Below are 17,014 nucleotides of genomic sequence, written 5' to 3' on the forward strand. Positions count from 1 at the left end.
ACCGATGAGCCTGCTCGCCGTCGAACGCATCAAACTGCTCTCCACCCGCTCGCCGTGGTGGTGCGCCCTGGTCGCCCTGGCGCTGACCACCGGCTTCGCCGCGCTGGTCTCCGCGACCCTGTCCGACGCCTCCGGGCTGACGGTGGCGCTGACCCAGACCGGCTCGAACTTCGGGCTGATGGTGGTCATGGTGATGGCCGCGTTGGCGATCACCACGGAGTACCGGTTCGGGACCATCCGGTCCACCTTCCAGGCGGTGCCCAACCGCTCCCTGGTGCTGCTGACCAAGACCACCGTGGTCGCGCTGCTCGCCGGCGTGATCGGCGAGCTGGCCGCGTTCGGCTCGTGGGGCGTGGCGAAGCTGGTCCAGCCCGCGTCCGACCTGGGCCTGGACAGCGCCGCCGAGTGGCGGCAGGTCGCGGGCACCGGCCTGATCTACGCGTTGGCCGCGGTGGTCGCCGTCGCCGTCGGCACGCTGGTCCGGCACTCGGCGGGAGCGATCACACTCGTGCTGATCTGGTCCCTGCTGGTCGAGAAGATGGTCATGCTGATCCCGAAGGTCGGCGGCGACATCTACCGGTGGATGCCGTTCAACATGGCCGGCCACTTCCAGTCCTCGGGCCTGTCGTCCGGGGGCGACGGGACGAACCCGGCGGGGGACATGCCGCTGGGCCCGTGGGCGTCGCTGGGCTACTTCGCGGCCTTCGCCGCGGTGGTGATGACTGTCGCGCTCGTGGTGACCCACCGCCGCGACGTGTGACACCAGGACGATTCGACGAGCGGAAAACGGGGCCGCTGTCGGGTCGGGGGAAGGGAGCCCGGGTCACCTTCGGGGGGTGACCCGGGCTCCGGCACTTCCGGAGTCCGGTGCTCCCGGAGTCCGGTGCTCCCGTACTTCCGTACTTCCGTAGTTCCGTACTTCCGTAGTTCCGTACTTCCGTAGTTCCGTACTTCCGTACTTCCGTACTTACGGAGTCCGGCGCTCCCGGAGCGACAGGTCCGCGCCGGACGAGCGGGGGCGCGGGTCAGGACCCCACCGCGGGCGAGTGGTCGGGACACCGGCACCGCACGGTGGCGGAGGCGTCGGCCGCCGGGCGGTCCACCCACGACTCCCCGAACTCCTCCTTCTCCGGCACCGCGGCCGAACCGGGCGAGGAGCACGCGGGCGCCACGGCCGGCGCGACCGCGGCCGCGGCCCGGCGCCGGCTCGCGACCCCGCGCCACAGCGCGGCCAGCGCCAGGAGCGGGCCGAGCACGAGGATCGCCGCCACCGCGACCAGGGGCAGGCGCACCGGGCCGACGCCGACCTCGCGCCACCAGGAGCCGCCTCCCGCGCCGCCGGCGAACAGGGCGGCGTCGCCGTCGGCGGGCAGCAGCGGGTTCTCCGCGACGGCCGGCACGTCGGCGGTGACGGCGGCGACCGGGTTCACCACGCCGAAGCCGGTCTGCTCGTCCCGGCCCGGCGACCCGACGTCCCTGGCGGTGCGCACGAGCCGGTTGACCACGTTGGCCGCGCTGAGCCCGGGGTGGGCGGACCGGACGAGCGCCGCCACGCCCGAGACGATGGCGGCCGCCGAGCTGGTGCCGCTGGTCAGCGCGTAGCCGCTGGCGAACACCGAGGTGGGCGCGGTGCTGATGACCTCGGCGGCGGGCGCGGCCAGCACCACCTCCGGGCCGCGCGCGGAGCCGGACCACGGCTGGCCGGACCGGTCGAGACCGGCGACGGTGAGCACGCCGGGGATGTTGCCGGGCTGGGTGACCCGCTGGCCGGTGCGCTCGGCGTTGCCGGCCGCGGCCACCACAACCACGTCCTTGTCCAGCGCGTACCGCACGGCGGCGACCACCTCCGGGGACGGCTCGCCCTCGCCGCCGACCGACAGGTTGATCACGGAGGCGCGGTGGTCGGCCGCCCAGCGGATGGCGTCGGAGAGCCGGTGCACGCCGTACTTCCGCTCGCTGCCGAGCGCGACGGGGAGCACCTTCGCGGCGGGCGCGACCCCGAGCAGCAGGTCGGGTCGGCCGCCCCTGCCGACGATGAGGCCGGCCATCGCGGTGCCGTGCCCCTCGGCGCCGCGGTCGTGCCGCCCGTCGTCGCCCTCGGAGTCGCCGAACCCGGTGCCCGGCAGGACCCGGTCGGCGAGCGCGGGGTGACCGGCGTCGACCCCGGAGTCGACCACCGCGACGACGACGCCCTCTCCCCGTGCTCGGGTCTGGGCGGCCGGGACGTCGAGGGTGTCGAGGTGCCACTGCCGTTCCCGGATCGTCTCGCCGGCCGCCGCGGGTCCGGCCAGCAGGGAGACCAGGGCGACGACGAGTACCGACAGGAGCAGGCGGCCTGGCAACGGCGACCACATGGGCGACCCGATATCCCTCAGAAGAGTGACGTTCGGGCGATCGTAGTGCCTGCGCGCCACCCGGAGGGCGGATTCGCCGGACCGGTTCCCGCCGGTTGGCGGAGCGGGTCGGCGTGGGGCGGCGTGGCCTCAGATGTTGGGCCGGACCACGAGGACCGGGCAGCGGGCGTGCCGGACGCACTGGTCGGCGACCGACCCCAGAACCAGCCCGGCGAACCCGCCGCGCCCGCGGTGGCCGACGACCAGCAGGGCGGCGTGCGTCGAGGCCGCGATCAGGCCCTGGGGGGACGGCGAGTGGATGGCGTGCACCCGGACCGCGACGCCGGGCGCGGGGCCGAGGTGCTCGGTGACCAGCTCCTCGGTCTGCTGTCCCACGTAGTCGGAGTACTCGCGCAGGCTGGGCACGGCGCCCGGCGGGCAGTCGGGCGGGCGCGGGGCGGTGCGCAGCGTCCACGCCCGCACCACGTGCAGCACGCACCCGCGCAGGCGCGCCTCCTCCGCGGCCGCGCGCAGGGCCCGCAGCGACGACGCCGAGCCGTCCACTCCCACCACGACGCCGTCCGGGACGTCGGCCCGTTCCAGGACGTGCTCGCCCACCTCGTCCACGTGTTCCACGGAACCGCGCCCCATCCCGCTTGTCGAGCCGAAACCGCCGACCGGCCCCGGGATCTGCCCATCCGTGACCCTCGGTCACCACAAACGGGGCGTGACCTGCCCCACATCCGCATGACACCCGCGAGATCGGGTACCTCCCTATCCCAGACACCGGTGCGCAGGGAGGTGGTGTTCGCGGTGTTCGCCCTCGTCCACCGCTTGGCGCGGTGGCTCAGCGACCGGTTGCTCCGCCGCTCGGGGTCCCGCTCGCGCCTCCTAGCCAGGTTCCTGCCGACCGCGCTGACCGCCGTACTGATGGCGGTCCTGCGCCGCCTGAGCCGGCGGAGGCGGCGGGAACGGTCCCGGTACCCCGGAGCACGTCCAGAATCACGCGCAGGAACACGCACGGAAGCACACCCCGAAGCACGCACAGACGACGTCACCCGCCGCACGCGGCGGCGGCGAGTGGGAGAGCGATGACCCGAACGATGGTGGACCTCGCGCCGAACGAAGCCGAAGTCGCGCCGCCGATCCACACCCGGCGCCCGGTCGTGGCCCCGCGCCGGCCACCGACCCGGCTCGTGCTGGCGCGCCCCAGGGTGGAGCCGCTGCCGGAGCTGGAGTGGGCGCTGGCGACGGAGCCCGGCGTGGAGATCGTGCACGCCGGCGAGCCGGCTGAGCTGCGCCGGGCGTGGATCCACGGCGCGGACGAGCACCAGGTCGTCGCCCTCTTCCAGGAGACCGTCGGGCCCGGCGGGCAGGTGGCCGCGCCGTGGTGGCTGACAGCGCTGGCCGCGCACCGCCTGCCCTCCCGGACCGCCGGCTTCGAGTTCGAGGACGCGGTGCACGCGCTGCTGCACGCCCGCCGCGGCTGGGTGTACGTCCCGTGGGTCTGCGAGGGCGAGGACGGGTACTGGGAGTTCGCGCCGTCCGAGCCGGACAGCCCGGCCGGCGGGCACCCCACGACGGTCACGCTCACCGCCGCCCACGACGGGTGGTTGGACGTGGCGCCGGCGGGCGAGGACGCCGTGCGGTTGCCGTTGGCCGGGGTGGCGGGGCTGGCCGAGCGGATCGACGAGATCGAGTCGTGGCGGGCCGACCTGCCCCGGCAGCGGGCGTGGACCGGGCGCGACCGCTGACCCGGCCGGGCCCTCAGGGCAGGTTCGCCACCCTGGCCGGGGCGGGCTCGGGCCGCCTCGGCCGGACCTGGATGCGGGGGCCCGGCTCCTCCCGGCGCCGGGCGGGAGGGGCGACCGGGGCCGTCGGCCACCTCCGGCGGATCCGCTCGGTGGTGCGGTGGCACCGCCACGCGCGATAGGGACCGCGCACCACCCGCTCAAGGCGGAGCACGGCGAACCCGAGGGACACCAGGAAGAGCGGCAGCGCGCCGAGGCGCACCGCCTCTCCGACGAACGCGAGCACGTCATCACCCCGACAACGTCGTGCCGCTACCGACCTTCTCAGGATGTCACTCATTCGGGTGAGGTTGCACCACAAAGCAGTTACTGTTCGTCACGAGTTTGCGCGCGCAGCTCGGCGATCCGCCGCCTGGTCCGCCGCCGCGCCGCGACCAGCAGCTCGGCCAGCGCGTACACGCCGAGCGCGGCCAGGGCGCCGGCCAGGCTCGCGCCCCGGAACGCCGGCGCCTCCACGTCCATGATCCGCTCCCCGGCGTGCGCCGCGCTCCCGGCGCCGAGCACCACCGCCAGCGTGAGCAGGTTCGGCAGCGCCAGCACCACCGCGAGCAGGCCGAGCAGCGCGCGGGCCCGCCAGGACATCGGTCGGCGGGCGGCCAGGCTCACCACCGCCAGCGGCAGCACCGTGAACAGGAAGCCGAGGAAGAGGCCGAAGAAGGTGCCGGTGGTGAACCGCTGCCGCACCACGTCGCCGACGCGCTGCGCCCACCACCTCGGCAGGAACGTCACCAGGAACAGGTAGACGAGCAGAACGACGACGAACGACAGGCCGCCGACGAGGAGCCAGCGCCACCACGTTCTCGGCGCCCCCGGCGCCTTCGGCGGCCTGGGACCGCCACCCGCCCGCCGGGACCGGTGCGTGCCACCCGTCGGCCCGGGCGCGGGATCCTGGCCCATGCCGCGATGCTGACACCCCGCAGGGGGTTTCGCCCGCCTCGCGCGGCTTCGGACCCGAAAGGGAACACCCACGCTGGCGCGGTGGGCCGGCGGGACGCCCCAGCCCGGTAGGCGACCGGACCAGCGGGTTTGGCAGAGTCGACGGCTATGGAGCAGTCCGAGCAGCGGCCGCACATGCGCACCGTGGTCAGCTATGTGCAGCGTGGTGAACGGATGACCACCGGCCAGCAGCGGGCCTGGGACCAGTACTGGCCGACGCTGGGCCAGGAGGTCGCCTCGCTGCCGGACGGGCCGCTCGACACCGACGCCTGGTTCGGCCGCTCCGCGCCGGTGCTGCTGGAGATCGGCTCGGGGATGGGCGAGACCACCTCGCGGCTCGCGGCGGCCGCCCCGGAGGTGAACTACCTGGCGGTCGAGGTCTACAAGCCGGGCCTCGCCCAGCTCCTGCTGCGCGCCGAGAAACTGGGGCTGACGAACCTGCGGCTGCTGCGGGGCGACGCCGTCGAGCTGATGCGGTCGCACGTCGCCCCCGACTCGCTGGCCGGCATCCGGATCTTCTTCCCCGACCCGTGGCCCAAGAAGCGGCACCACAAGCGGCGGCTGGTCCAGCCGGACTTCGTGGCGCTGGCCGCCTCCCGGCTGGCGCCGGGCGCGACCCTGCACCTCGCGACGGACTGGGAGCACTACGCCGGGCAGATGCTCGCCGTGTGCGACGCCGAACCCCTGCTGCGCAACCGGCACGCCGACGAACCCGGTCGCTGGGCGCCCCGTCCGGAATGGCGACCGGTCACCAAGTTCGAGAACCGCGCCGAGGAGGAGGGACGCGTCTCCCACGACCTGGTTTTCGAGCGGGTCTGACCCCGGTTCGGACTCGACGCCGGGCGTCCGGCGGGAATTCTCCCCTCGCCCGGGAAAAAGGGAGAGAACAGGCGAATCGGACCGGGCAAAAACGTTCGACGACCAAGATCCACAGAACTACGGTGACGGGCCGTGTCACCGGAGAAGACTGGGAGATCGACGTGACCGAAGGCAACAACGGCGGCCGGCGCCGGATCGTGCTCGACACCGATCCGGGAATCGACGACTCGATCGCTTTCCTCTACCTCGCCGCCCAGCCCGACGCGGAGATCGTCGCGGTGGGCAGCGTGCACGGCAACGTCTCCTCGCGGCTCACGGCCGAGAACGCCCTGCGCCTGCTGGATCTCGTCGACCTGCCCCACGTGCCCGTGGCCGTGGGCGCGCAGCGCCCGCTCGCGCAACCGCTCCTCCGCGGCGGGGAGGCCGTGCACGGGGTGGACGGCCTCGGCGGTGTCGCCGGGCCGCCCTCCCCGCGTCAGCCCGTCCCGGAGTCCGCCGCCGAACAGCTCGTGCGCCTCGCCCGGCAGCATCCCGGCGAGCTGTCGGTGCTCGCGCTGGGACCGCTGACCAACGTCGCGCTCGCGTACCTGCTCGAACCCGAGCTGCCCCGGCTGCTGCGCGAGGTCGTGTGCATGGGCGGGGCCGTCGCGGTCCCCGGCAACATCACCCCGCACGCCGAGGCCAACATCTGGCACGACCCGGAGGCCGCGGAGGTCGTGCTCGGCGCGGGCTTCGACCTGACCCTGGTGCCGCTGGACGTCACGCTGCGGACGTGGGCCGGCGCGGCCTGGTGGAACGCGGTCGCCCAGGTCGACCACCCGCGCGCCCGGTTCGCGTGCGAGGTCACCGCGCACTACATCGACTTCTACAAGATCCACCCCTCGGACGAGCCCGGCTGCCCGCTGCACGACGCGCTCGCCGCCGCGGTGCTGCTCGACCCCGCCCTCGTGCGCTGCGAGGAGCACCGGGTCACGGTCGAGCTGACCGGCGCCCAGACCCGCGGCGCGACCCTGGCCGACCGCCGTGGCTTCCCGTCACCGGAGGACCCGGCGGCGCGACCGCCGATCCGGGTGGCGACCGAGGTGGACGCGCCCGAGGTGCTCGCCCGCATCCACCGCGCCCTGGGCGTGGCGGAGGCCCGGATCGCGCGCTGAGACCACCCGGAAGGGGGATCAAGGCGCGCGGGGCCGCGCCCCCGGTCGCCGAGGGTGCGGGACGGCGGGCGCCGAGGGGAGCGGAAACCCCACTGTCCAGCGATCACCGTTCACCGCGGCCACGGGCTAGGTTCGCGACGTGACCGCCCACCGTGCACCGGTGATCACCCTTCCGGAGGCGCGCCCGGCAACGTCGGCGCGGGTTCCGGACGTCGCGGTGGACCTCGCCGCGGCCGAGGAGTTCCTGCGGCTCTTCCACGACGAGCACCCGGAGACGGGGAGCCTCACCGCCCGGCTGGCCCAGGTCCGCGCCCAGGTCGACACGACGGGTACGTACCGGCACACCGGGGCCGAACTCGTCTTCGGCGCCCGGATGGCGCTGCGCGACGTCGCCCCGTGCGCCACGCGCCTGCCGTGGCGGGCGATCCGGGTGCGCGACCTGCGCCGGGTGCGGAGCGCGGCGGCCGTCGCCGACGCGTGCTTCGAGCACCTGCGGGTCGCCACCCTCCGCGGCCGCGTCACCCCCGTGGTCACGGTGTTCGCCCCGGACGCGCCCGGCCGGCCCGGCCCGTGCCTGTGGAACGAGCAGCTCGTCCGCTACGCGGGCTACCGGGACCGGGCCGGCCACGTCCTCGGCGACGCCCGCTACACCGGGTTCACCGAGGCGGTGCGGGGGCTGGGCTGGCAACCGCCGGCCCGGCGCGGCCCCTTCGACCCGCTCCCCCTGGTCGTCGAGACCGTCGAGGACGGGCCCCGGGTGTTCCCGGTGCCGGGGGACGTGGTGCTGGAGGTCCCGCTGGGCCACCCCCGGCTGGACTGGTTCGCGGAGCTGGGCCTGCGGTGGCACGCGGTGCCGGCGGTGTCGAACATGAGCCTGGTGATCGGCGGCGTCCGCTACCCGGCCGCGCCGTTCAACGCGTGGTTCGTCGACAGCGAGATCGCCAGCGGGTGCCTCGCGGCGGACGACCGCTACGGCGTCGCCCACCTGGTCGCCGAACGCCTCGGGCTGGACCGCTCCCACGAGCGCACGCTGTGGCGCGACCAGGCCCTGGTGGAGATCAAGCGGGCGGTGCTGCACTCCTTCGACGCCGCCGGCGTGACCCTGAGCGACCACCACACCGAGGCCCGCCGGCTGCTCGCCCAGCTCCGGGGCGACCGGCCGTTGCGCCGCCACCCGTTCGCGCCACCCGGTGGCCGGCCGGCCTACGTCCTGACCAGGGACGCCGCCGCGCGGGGCCTGCGCGGCGGCCCCGGCCGGTTCGCCCAGCCCGGCGCGCCCGGCCCGAGCACGCACGGCTGGTTGATCGGCGTGGTGCGCCGCCACCTCGGGGCGTGACCGCGCCGCGGACCAGGACAGCCCCAGGACGGCGGAGCGCCCGACCCGGTGCTCGCGGCACGGGTCGGGCGCACGTCACCCCGGCCCACGTCACCTCAGCGCGGGCCACCCCGCGCGGGCGCACGTCAGCGCGCCGGGCGACCCTTTCCCGCCGTCAACACGCCTGCCACCGCCATCCCCAGCAGAACGAGGATGCCCAACCCGGCCGAGACCCAACTGGCTATCACCACGAGCACCGCTCAGCCCTCCCTGTCCCCCGACGCCTCCAGGGTCGCGCGCCGGCGGTGACCAGCGGATCAGCCATCGGTGCGGTGTTCCCGCCGCCATCCGGACGATCGGGGGTGGCGCCCGGTTCGCCGGGTACGTCCCGTTCAGGATGACCCGGCGGACGGGCTCGTCGCGGGAGGCGCGGCTCATACGATCGATGGACGAACACGGACGGTTCTCCCGGTGCTCCCCCGGCCGGAGCACGTAACGTGCACTGACGTGGAGAGCACCATCCGGGGTTGGCGGGCGCTGGCCCGCCGCCAGTGGCCGCTCGCCCTCGCCCTCGCCCTGCTCGTGTTCATCGAGCTCAGCACGTACTACGAGATGGTGCCGAACATCTGGTGGCAGGTGCCCGGCACGCTGCTGCTGGGCGGGGTGGCCGTGGTCGCGCCCCGGCAGCCGTTCGACGCCGCCCTGGTCGGCGCCGCCACCGTGCTCTTCTCCTCGGTGCTCCTGCACGTGGTCGACTCGCCGATCCCCCTCGCGTTCGCGGGCTGGCTCACCCCGTCCGAGACCGGCGCGGTGATGGCGATGATGGCCTACGTCATCCGCCAGGCCCCCAAGGGCCGCGCGGTGGCCGGCAGCGCCGCGCTGCTGCTCGCGATCGCGGCCAGCTACCTGCTGCGGCACAAGGCGCCCATCGACTACGAGGAGGGCTACACCGCCCCGCCGACCCCGCTCTACGACCTGCTCCAGGCCGACCTGCTGGCGTTGGCGCTGGCCGTCGGCGCCGGCCTGTACTTCCGCGGCCGGGACACCGAGCGGCGCCGGTCGCTGGCCGCGGCGGTGACCGCGGCCCAGCAGGCGGAACGCATGGCGCTGGCCCGCGAGCTGCACGACGTCGTCGCGCACCACGTCACCGGGATGGTGGTGCACGCCCAGGCCGCGAAGCTGGTCGCCACGCGCGACCCGGCGGCCGCCGACCGCTCGCTGGACCTGATCGCCAACAGCGGCACCGAGGCGCTCAGCGCGATGCGCCGCCTGGTCGGCACGCTGCGCCAGGCCGAGCGCACCAACGGCGCGCCCGGCGCGGCCGGCGAGGCCACCACCGATCTCGGCGCGGACCTGCGGCGGGTCGCCGAGCAGTCGGCGGCGGTGGGCCCGCCGGTGCGCCTGGTGCTCCAGCTCCCCGAACACCCGCGCCCGGAGGTGGCCCGATCCGTGCTGCGCGTGGTGCAGGAGTCGCTGACCAACGCGCGCAAGCACGCCCACGGCGCGACCGCGGTCACGGTCGAGGTGACGCCGGTCGCTGGCGCGCTCCGGGTGTCGATCACCGACGACGGGCAGGGGACACGGCACGATCGTGGGGAGCCGGTGGGCGGTTCGGGCGGTTTCGGGCTGGTGGGGATGCGCGAGCGGGTGGAGCTGCTCGACGGCCGGTTCAGCGCCGGGCCGGGTCCGGACGGCGGATGGACCGTCCACGCCGAGCTGCCGCTGCGGGAAGGGGAGTCGTGACGATCCGCGTGCTCATCGCCGACGACCAGGAGATGGTGCGGGTGGGATTCCGCATGATCCTGGAGTCACAGCCGGACATCGAGGTGGTCGCCGACGTGCCGGACGGCGTGACCGCGGTCCAGCGGGCCCGCGAGCTGCGCCCGGACGTGTGCCTGGTCGACGTCCGGATGCCGGGCCTCGACGGGCTGGAGGTGACCCGGCGACTGGCGGGGCCGGGCGTGGTCGACCCGCTGAAGGTCGTCGTGGTCACCACGTTCGACCTCGACGACTACGTGCACACCGCGTTGACCAACGGCGCCAGCGGGTTCCTGCTCAAGGACGCGGGGCCGACGCTGCTGGTGGAGGCGGTGCGCGCGGCGGTGCGCGGCGACGCCCTGGTGTCGCCGCAGATCACCGTGCGCCTGCTGCGGCACTTCGCCCGGCCCGACCCGAACCCGGTGCCCCAGCCGGCCGACCCCCTCACCGAGCGGGAGCTGGACGTGGTGCGCGCCGCGGCCAGGGGGCTGACCAACACCGAGATCGGCGCCGAGCTGTTCCTCTCCCTGTCCACCGTGAAGACGCACCTCGCCTCGGTGCAGTCGAAGCTCGGCGCGCGGAACCGGGTGGAGGTCGCCGCGTGGGCCTGGCGCTCGGGCCTGATGGACCAGGTCTGATCGGGTGAGCACCGGCCGATCGGCGCCCGTCTGATGGCCGATCGGCCGAGCTGATCACGGTGCGGCCGGCGAAGCCTGGGAACGTGCGCCCGAACGTCCGGATCCTGCTGGTGGTGACCTGCGCTGCTGTCGTGCTCCCCACGGCGGGAGCCGTGCTGCTGCACTCGGCTCGGGCGACGGGCGGGCCGCCGGTGCGGCACGGCGAGGTCGCCGTGCTCGTGGCGAGCGCCGCCGACACCGGGTTCCGGCTCCGCACCACGGAGACCCTGCGGGTCGGCGCGCCCAGGACGCAGCAGGTGGTCCCGGCCGGCACCGTCATCACCGCGCCGCCGGCCGCCCTTCCCGGCAACCCGCCCGTCGACGCCCGCCTCGGCTGCGAGGTGACCGTCACGCCCACGTCGGGAGAACTGCCGACCGTCGAGGTCAGGCGGTGCCGGCCGGCGAACGCGTCCTGAACCGGCGCCCGAACCCCGCGCCAGGAGGAGAATCCGCCTCGCGACCCGCTGGCAGGATGGGCGCATGGCGACCGCTCTCCGACTCCACGCGCCCGTTGTGCTCCCCTGCGACGCCGAGTGCACAGTGCTGCGCGACGCGGTGGTCGATGTCGACAACAGCGGTCGCATCGTCCACTGCGGTCCCCGGGCCGACGCGCCCGCCCTGCCGGCCGACGCGGTGGTCCGGGAGTGCACCGGAATCCTCCTGCCCGGCCTGGTGAACGCCCACGCGCACACACCGATGACCCTGCTGCGCGGTCTCGGCGCGGAACTGCCGCTGCTGCGCTGGCTGCGGGAGGCGATCTGGCCGGCCGAGACCCGACTGAGCCCGGCCGACATCCGCGCGGGGATGCTGCTGGGCAGCATGGAGATGCTGCGGGCCGGCGTGACGACCAGCGCGGAGATGTACTTCCAGACCGACGTGATGGCGGAGGCCGTGCTCCAGGTCGGCACCCGCGTGGTGCTGGGGTCGGCGGTGCTCGACCTGCCGGGGCTGAACGACGGCGGCTGGCGGCGGATGACGGACGACATCAGCGCCTGGATCGACGCCGACGGCCTGCGCTTCGGGCCGGGCGAGCGGATCGAGCTGTCCTACGCGCCGCACTCCGCGTACATGCTCGCGCCGGACGCGCTGCAGGGAATCACCGCCGCCGCGCGGGAACGCGGCGCGCTGGTGCAGACGCACGTGGCGGAGGCCGCGGACGAGGACGTGGCGCAGCGGGAGCTCCACGGCTCCGTGCCGCTGATGTTGGAGCAGCTCGGCGTGCTCGGCGACCGGTTCCTGGCCGCCCACTGCGTCCACCTGTCCGACGTCGACATCAAGGTCCTGGCCCGGCACGGGGTCGGCGTCGCGCACTGCCCCGGCTCGAACGGCAAGCTCGCCTCGGGCATCGCGCGGCTGGTCGACATGGTGGGCGCCGGGGTGCGCGTCGGCCTGGGCACGGACGGCCCCGCCAGCAACGACGACCTCGACCTGTGGGAGGAGGCCCGGCTCGCCGCGCTCTTCGCCCGGTTGGCGACGTCGGACGCCTCCGCCGTCGGCGCGGCGCGCGCGCTGCTGCTCGCCACGCGCGGTGGCGCGGAGGCGCTGCACCGGGACGACATCGGCGTCCTGGAGGCGGGCCGGTGGGCCGACGTCGTGCACGTGGACGTCGACGACCCGGCGTTCCCTGCCGGCCTCGACGTGCCCGACGACGAGGTGATCGCCAACCTCGTGTGGGCGGCGGGGGCGCGGTGCGTCCGCGACGTGTGGGTGGCGGGCGACCAGGTGCTGTCCGAAGGCGCGTCGACGCGGGTCGACCTCGCCGAGGCGCGTGCGGCGGCCCGTGTCGCCGCGCTCCGCATCCGCACCGCCTGAGCGACACCCCTCCGAGCACGCGGTCACGACGGCCCCGGTGGTTGTTCACCACCGGGGCCAGCCCGCGTCCGGATTCACGCACGGTGCGCGCGAATTCGCCCCCGCAGGTCGCAGATCCGGCTACCCCAGGCCCCTGATTCGTCCATAACACCGTTACCAGGGGGAACCCCTGATTTGAAGTTCGCAGAAAAGGGGCGGTGGGGGCAAGACGCTGGTTCGGGTGGTTCTGGTTGTCGCCCGAGGTGGTGAACGGGGGAGCGTCCGCGTCAATCGGCTCCAGGTGAAAACGGTGACCGGAGCATTCGGGGGAGTCGGGGGCGGGTGGCCGTTCGAAGTCGCGCGCTCCGGGCCGGAATCCGAGGACCGAAGACGCCGAGGAGGCCTCGAAAGCCGCCCGAAGGGGACCGACCGAAGTCACCTGAGCAGGGGGCGGGGTTCGCCCCTTTGGCGGACGGTGCGGGCGCGGGTTAGGTTCGCGCCATGGCTCCCCGTCCGGTCGCCCTGATCACCGGCGCCACGCGCGGCATCGGCGCCGCCGTCGCCCACGCGCTGTCGCCCACCCACGACCTGCTGCTCGGCGGGCGCGACCGGGCCCGGCTCGACGAGCTGGCCGGGAGCCTGCGCGGCGCCCGCGCCTGGCCGGTCGAGCTGACCGACTTCGCCGCGGTGGCCGAGGCCGCCGGCGCGATCCCCCGCCTCGACGTGCTGGTGCACAGCGCCGGCGTCGCCCACCTCGGGCAGATCGCCGAGACCCCGGCGGAGGTGTGGCGGCAGACGCTGGAGGTGAACGTGGTCGCGGTCGCCGAGCTGACCCGGCTGCTGCTGCCCGCCCTGCGCGCCGCGCGCGGCCAGGTCGTGCTGGTCAACTCCGGAGCGGGAATCCGGGCGAACGCGAACTGGGGCGCCTACGCGGCCAGCAAGTTCGCGCTCCGCGCGTTCGCCGACGCGTTGCGCGCCGAGGAGGAGCCGCACGGGCTGCGGGTGACCTCCGTCCACCCGGGGCGGACGGCGACCGAGATGCAGCGCTCGATCCGGACGCAGGAGGCGGCCGAGTACGAGCCCGAGGACTACCTGCGGCCGGAGTCGGTGGCCGCCGCCGTCGCGACCGCCGTCAACGCCTCCCCGGACGCCCATCTCACCGAAGTCGTCATCCGGCCGCGCTCCGCTCGGTAGCGTCCCCCGGCGTGCACCCCGCGCCGCCGCCCCCACCGCCCGCGATCCCACCCAAACCGAAACGCCAACCGAAGATTCTCCGCTGGCTCCTGTTGTCCCTCCTGTTCTTCGGGCTCGGGATCGTCTCCATGTTCACCAGCGTCCTGGTGGTGCTCCTCGGCACGGAGAGGGAGGAGGTGAACGGGACCCTGACCGTCGAGGTGCGACAGGACGAGGTGTTCAAGCTGGTCGCGACACGCGACACGTCCTGCACCGTGACACCCGTGAACGGCGAGGCGCGCAGAGTCGTCGCCGAGGAGCGGCCGGCCTCACGGCACCGACACGCGGCCAGGGGTCGCGTCACCGCCTGGTTCGACGGCGGGGCGGAGATCCGGTGCGCGGGTCCCGCCCGGTACGAGTCACCCGACTCGGTCAGGATGAGCACGTGGAGCGGCTACGTCCCCACGTTCCTCGGCGTGGCCTTCTCTGCGTGCCTCTTGATCATGTTCGTGCAGATCTTCCGCCGAAGTCGGTACGACAGAGCCCACCACGCGGCGGCCGAGGCCAACGAATGGCGGGTGCGGTGAGCCGCTTCCGCGAGACGGTCCGGGCTTCGGGAACTCCTTGACACCGCACGGTCCTCCACCTAGGACGTCCGGATGAACGCCGACGAGCTGCGGTCGAGGACGCTGCGCAGGGTCACGTGGCGGCTGGTGCCGTTCCTGTGCCTGCTCTATTTCGTGAACTACCTGGACCGCGTCAACATCGGCTTCGCCGGGCCGAACGGGCTGACCCGCGAGCTGGGGCTGTCGGCGACCGCGTTCGGCTTCGCCTCCGGCGTGTTCTTCGTCGGCTACCTGCTGCTGGAGGTGCCGAGCAACCTCGCGTTGCACCGGTTCGGGGCCCGCAGGTGGATCGCGCGGATCATGCTCACCTGGGGTGTGGTCGCGACGGCGATGGCGTTCGTGCCGAACGCGACCGCGCTGCACGTGCTCCGGTTCCTGCTCGGCGTCGCCGAGGCCGGCTTCTTCCCGGGGATCATCCTGTACCTCACGTACTGGTTCCCCGCGGCGGAGCGGGCCAGGGTGGTGGCGTTGTTCATGGCGGCGGTGCCGGTCTCCAGCGCCGTCGGCGCGACCGTGTCCAGCCTGCTGATCCGGTACGGGGAGGGCCTGCTGGGGCTCAGCGGGTGGCGGTTCATGTTCCTGGCCGAGGGCGTGCCGTCGTTGGCGCTGGCCGTGGTGACGTGGTTCTTCCTGACCGACGGGCCGGAGCGCGCCCGGTGGCTCCGGCCGGAGGAGCGGGACTGGCTGACCGCCCAGCTGGCCGCGGAGCGGGCGGCGACCGAGCGCGCCCACGGCTGGACGCTGCGGCGGGCCCTGACCCATCCGCGGGTCCTGGCGCTCGCCGTGGTCTACGCCGGCGTCGTCTACGGCCTGTACGCGTTGGGCTTCTTCCTGCCGACGATCGTCGCCGGGTTCGAGCAGCAGTACGGCACGCGCTACGGCGTCGTGGAGAAGGGGCTGATCACCGCGGTCCCGTACGCGGTCAGCGCGGTGGTGATGGTGTGGTGGGCCCGGCACGGCGACCGGACGGGCGAACGCGTGTGGCACGTGGTCCTGCCCGCGTTGGTGGGCGGTCTGGCCATCCCCGTCGCGTTGTACCTCGGGAACCCGTTCGCGGCGATGGTCGCGGTGACCGTGTGCGCGGTGGGCGTGCTGTCCGCGATGCCCACGTTCTGGCAGTTGCCGACCCAGTTCCTCACCGGCGCGGCGGCCGCCGGGGCCATCGGCCTGGTGAACTCGCTCGGGAACGTGAGCGGGTTCGTGGCGCCCTACGTCACGGGCTCGCTGCGCGACCTGACCGGGAGCCAGCGCCCGGGGCTGTGGGTGGTGGGGGCGGCGATGGTCCTCTCGGCGGTGTTGGCGCTCGTCCTGCGCGCCGCGCCCCGGGCGCGACCTCGGCCGGAACCACCGGAAGCGACTAGTCACTCAGCGTGCCGATCATCCTACGATCAGTTCTGATCACGGATTGGGAGGTGCCCTCTGGTGACGCTGTCCCCCGCGCCGCTCATGCGGCTCGCGTTGGGTTTCTGGAACTCCAAAACCCTCGCCACGGCACACGAGCTGGACCTGTTCACCCGACTGTCCGACGGGGCCGGCACGACGCCCGACGAGCTGGCCGCCGACCTGGAGATCCACCCGCGCCCCGCGGGGATGCTGCTCGTCGCGTGCGCCTCGCTCGGCCTGCTGGACGTGGTCGACGGCCGGTACCGCAACTCCGCGCTGGCCGAGGAGTTCCTGGTCCGGGGGCGGCCGAACTACCTCGGCGGCTGGCTGCGGATGGTGGACACCCGGGTCCGCCCGGGCTGGGACCGGCTGACCGAGGCCGTCCGCACCAACCAGCCGACCACCTGGGACACCGAGCGGCAGGACACCATGTTCGACGCCGCCGACCCGCTCATGGCGGAGTTCTGGGAGGGCCTGTACTCGGCGTCCCGGTTCACGGCGCGGGCGCTCGCCGACGCGGTGGACCTCGGCGGTTTCCGGCGGCTGCTCGACGTGGGCGGCGGCTACGGCGCGTTCGACGTCGAGCTGTGCCTGCGGTACCCGGACCTGCGCGCGACCGTGTTCGACCTGGACTTCGTGTGCGAGACGACGCGCAAGAAGGCCGCCGAGGCGGGGCTGGCCGACCGCGTCGAGGCCGTCGGCGGCGACTTCTTCGTCGACGACCTGCCGGGAGGGCACGACCTCCTGCTGCTGTCGATGATCCTGCACGACTGGGACGAGGAGCGGAACCGGGCGATCCTGCGGCGCTGCCACGACGCGCTGGAGCCGGGCGGGCAGGTGATGGTCTGCGAGCTGCTGGTGGACGAGGACGGCACCGGCCCGGCCAACGCGGCGATGATGAGCCTCAACATGCTCGTCGAGACGCACGGCCGGAACTACACCGCCAGCGAGTACGGGGCGTGGCTGCGGGAGGCGGGCTTCGAGGACGTCCGCACCGTGCGGTTCGAGTCGGTCGGCGCCAACGGGGTCGTGCTCGGCCGCAAGCCGGGTCGACCGTGAGGTCATGATCTTCGGCTGTCGCCGGGAGCAGTGACCGCCACGGGCGGAGGACCCACCGGAGAACGCTCAGGTCGGGTGCGTCAACGCGCGGCTCGCGGGGAAATCGGGCTGGGTGAGGGCGTCGATCCGCCCAAAACGCTGTTACGGCGGAGGGAGCGCCCCTACCAGCGAGTGTCGCG

The 17,014-nt window shown here is 74.1% G+C and carries 17 protein-coding genes; 13 read left to right on the forward strand and 4 right to left on the reverse strand.

Going from position 1 to position 17,014, the window contains the following annotated elements; translation table 11 throughout:
* The first annotated feature begins 4 nt into the window (after positions 1-4).
* Positions 5-760, forward strand: coding sequence for a hypothetical protein (locus BUE43_RS02705; protein ID WP_073479694.1), 756 nt, complete (start codon positions 5-7; stop codon positions 758-760).
* A gap of 265 nt (positions 761-1,025) precedes the next feature.
* Here the strand turns inward: BUE43_RS02705 and BUE43_RS02710 are convergent, their stop codons facing one another.
* Together BUE43_RS02710 and BUE43_RS02715 are read right to left on the reverse strand one after the other, a co-directional pair.
* On the reverse strand, positions 1,026-2,354 hold the full coding sequence (locus tag BUE43_RS02710) for a S8 family serine peptidase (protein ID WP_073479695.1): 1,329 nt from the start codon (positions 2,352-2,354) through the stop codon (positions 1,026-1,028).
* Between the two features lie 129 nt (positions 2,355-2,483).
* Positions 2,484-2,960: a universal stress protein gene (locus BUE43_RS02715; protein WP_234995495.1), complete on the reverse strand. Its 477-nt coding sequence runs from the start codon at positions 2,958-2,960 to the stop codon at positions 2,484-2,486.
* A gap of 464 nt (positions 2,961-3,424) precedes the next feature.
* On the opposite strand from BUE43_RS02715, the gene BUE43_RS02720 reads away from it, so the two are divergent.
* Positions 3,425-4,087: a hypothetical protein gene (locus BUE43_RS02720; protein ID WP_234995496.1), complete on the forward strand. Its 663-nt coding sequence runs from the start codon at positions 3,425-3,427 to the stop codon at positions 4,085-4,087.
* 13 nt (positions 4,088-4,100) lie between these two features.
* On the opposite strand, the gene BUE43_RS02725 is transcribed toward BUE43_RS02720, so the two are convergent.
* Both BUE43_RS02725 and BUE43_RS02730 read right to left on the reverse strand, forming a co-directional pair.
* Positions 4,101-4,370 (reverse strand): hypothetical protein, encoded by a 270-nt coding sequence (locus tag BUE43_RS02725; protein WP_073479697.1) that lies wholly within the window; start codon positions 4,368-4,370, stop codon positions 4,101-4,103.
* Between the two features lie 80 nt (positions 4,371-4,450).
* A complete protein-coding gene (locus BUE43_RS02730) occupies positions 4,451-5,041 on the reverse strand; it encodes a hypothetical protein (protein WP_073479698.1) in 591 nt (196 codons plus the stop codon).
* Positions 5,042-5,215: 174 nt separating this feature from the next.
* On the opposite strand from BUE43_RS02730, the gene trmB reads away from it, so the two are divergent.
* The 11 genes from trmB to BUE43_RS02785 all read left to right on the forward strand — a co-directional run bounded on the left by trmB (position 5,216) and on the right by BUE43_RS02785 (position 16,835).
* Positions 5,216-5,899, forward strand: coding sequence for a tRNA (guanosine(46)-N7)-methyltransferase TrmB (gene trmB, locus BUE43_RS02735; RefSeq protein WP_407697090.1), 684 nt, complete (start codon positions 5,216-5,218; stop codon positions 5,897-5,899).
* 161 nt (positions 5,900-6,060) lie between these two features.
* On the forward strand, positions 6,061-7,053 hold the full coding sequence (locus BUE43_RS02740; protein WP_073480217.1) for a nucleoside hydrolase: 993 nt from the start codon (positions 6,061-6,063) through the stop codon (positions 7,051-7,053).
* A 160-nt stretch (positions 7,054-7,213) separates the two neighbouring features.
* A complete protein-coding gene (locus BUE43_RS02745; RefSeq protein WP_073479700.1) occupies positions 7,214-8,389 on the forward strand; it encodes a nitric oxide synthase oxygenase in 1,176 nt (391 codons plus the stop codon).
* Between the two features lie 486 nt (positions 8,390-8,875).
* The gene (locus BUE43_RS02750; protein WP_073479701.1) at positions 8,876-10,111 is read left to right on the forward strand and encodes a sensor histidine kinase; all 1,236 of its coding nucleotides are present in this window, start codon (positions 8,876-8,878) and stop codon (positions 10,109-10,111) included.
* Positions 10,108-10,764 (forward strand): response regulator, encoded by a 657-nt coding sequence (locus BUE43_RS02755; RefSeq protein ID WP_268844404.1) that lies wholly within the window; start codon positions 10,108-10,110, stop codon positions 10,762-10,764. Before BUE43_RS02750 ends, BUE43_RS02755 begins: the two co-directional genes overlap by 4 nt.
* Before the next feature lie 83 nt (positions 10,765-10,847).
* Entirely contained in the window at positions 10,848-11,219 is a 372-nt protein-coding gene (locus BUE43_RS02760) for a hypothetical protein (RefSeq protein WP_073479703.1), read from the forward strand.
* Positions 11,220-11,283: 64 nt separating this feature from the next.
* Positions 11,284-12,615: an amidohydrolase family protein gene (locus BUE43_RS02765; protein ID WP_073479704.1), complete on the forward strand. Its 1,332-nt coding sequence runs from the start codon at positions 11,284-11,286 to the stop codon at positions 12,613-12,615.
* Between the two features lie 480 nt (positions 12,616-13,095).
* Positions 13,096-13,788: an SDR family oxidoreductase gene (locus BUE43_RS02770; protein WP_073479705.1), complete on the forward strand. Its 693-nt coding sequence runs from the start codon at positions 13,096-13,098 to the stop codon at positions 13,786-13,788.
* Between the two features lie 92 nt (positions 13,789-13,880).
* Complete coding sequence (locus BUE43_RS02775; protein ID WP_073479706.1) at positions 13,881-14,354, forward strand: hypothetical protein; 474 nt, start codon at positions 13,881-13,883, stop codon at positions 14,352-14,354.
* A 72-nt stretch (positions 14,355-14,426) separates the two neighbouring features.
* Entirely contained in the window at positions 14,427-15,791 is a 1,365-nt protein-coding gene (locus tag BUE43_RS02780; protein ID WP_073479707.1) for an MFS transporter, read from the forward strand.
* 24 nt (positions 15,792-15,815) lie between these two features.
* Positions 15,816-16,835, forward strand: a complete 1,020-nt coding sequence (locus BUE43_RS02785; RefSeq protein ID WP_200797343.1) for a methyltransferase — start codon at positions 15,816-15,818, stop codon at positions 16,833-16,835.
* Positions 16,836-17,014: the final 179 nt, after the last annotated feature.

The organism is Streptoalloteichus hindustanus (assembly GCF_900129375.1).
GTDB classification, from domain to species: Bacteria; Actinomycetota; Actinomycetes; order Mycobacteriales; family Pseudonocardiaceae; genus Streptoalloteichus; species Streptoalloteichus hindustanus.

Excerpts from the sequence above, each read along its gene's own strand:
- BUE43_RS02705 (WP_073479694.1), top strand. The coding sequence starts at position 5 with ATGAGCCTGCTCGCCGTCGAACGCATCAAACTGCTCTCCACCCGCTCG.
- BUE43_RS02710 (WP_073479695.1), bottom strand. The coding sequence starts at position 2,354 with ATGTGGTCGCCGTTGCCAGGCCGCCTGCTCCTGTCGGTACTCGTCGTC.
- BUE43_RS02720 (WP_234995496.1), top strand. The coding sequence starts at position 3,425 with ATGACCCGAACGATGGTGGACCTCGCGCCGAACGAAGCCGAAGTCGCG.
- BUE43_RS02730 (WP_073479698.1), bottom strand. The coding sequence starts at position 5,041 with ATGGGCCAGGATCCCGCGCCCGGGCCGACGGGTGGCACGCACCGGTCC.
- trmB (WP_407697090.1), top strand. The coding sequence starts at position 5,216 with ATGCGCACCGTGGTCAGCTATGTGCAGCGTGGTGAACGGATGACCACC.
- BUE43_RS02765 (WP_073479704.1), top strand. The coding sequence starts at position 11,284 with ATGGCGACCGCTCTCCGACTCCACGCGCCCGTTGTGCTCCCCTGCGAC.
- BUE43_RS02770 (WP_073479705.1), top strand. The coding sequence starts at position 13,096 with ATGGCTCCCCGTCCGGTCGCCCTGATCACCGGCGCCACGCGCGGCATC.
- BUE43_RS02780 (WP_073479707.1), top strand. The coding sequence starts at position 14,427 with ATGAACGCCGACGAGCTGCGGTCGAGGACGCTGCGCAGGGTCACGTGG.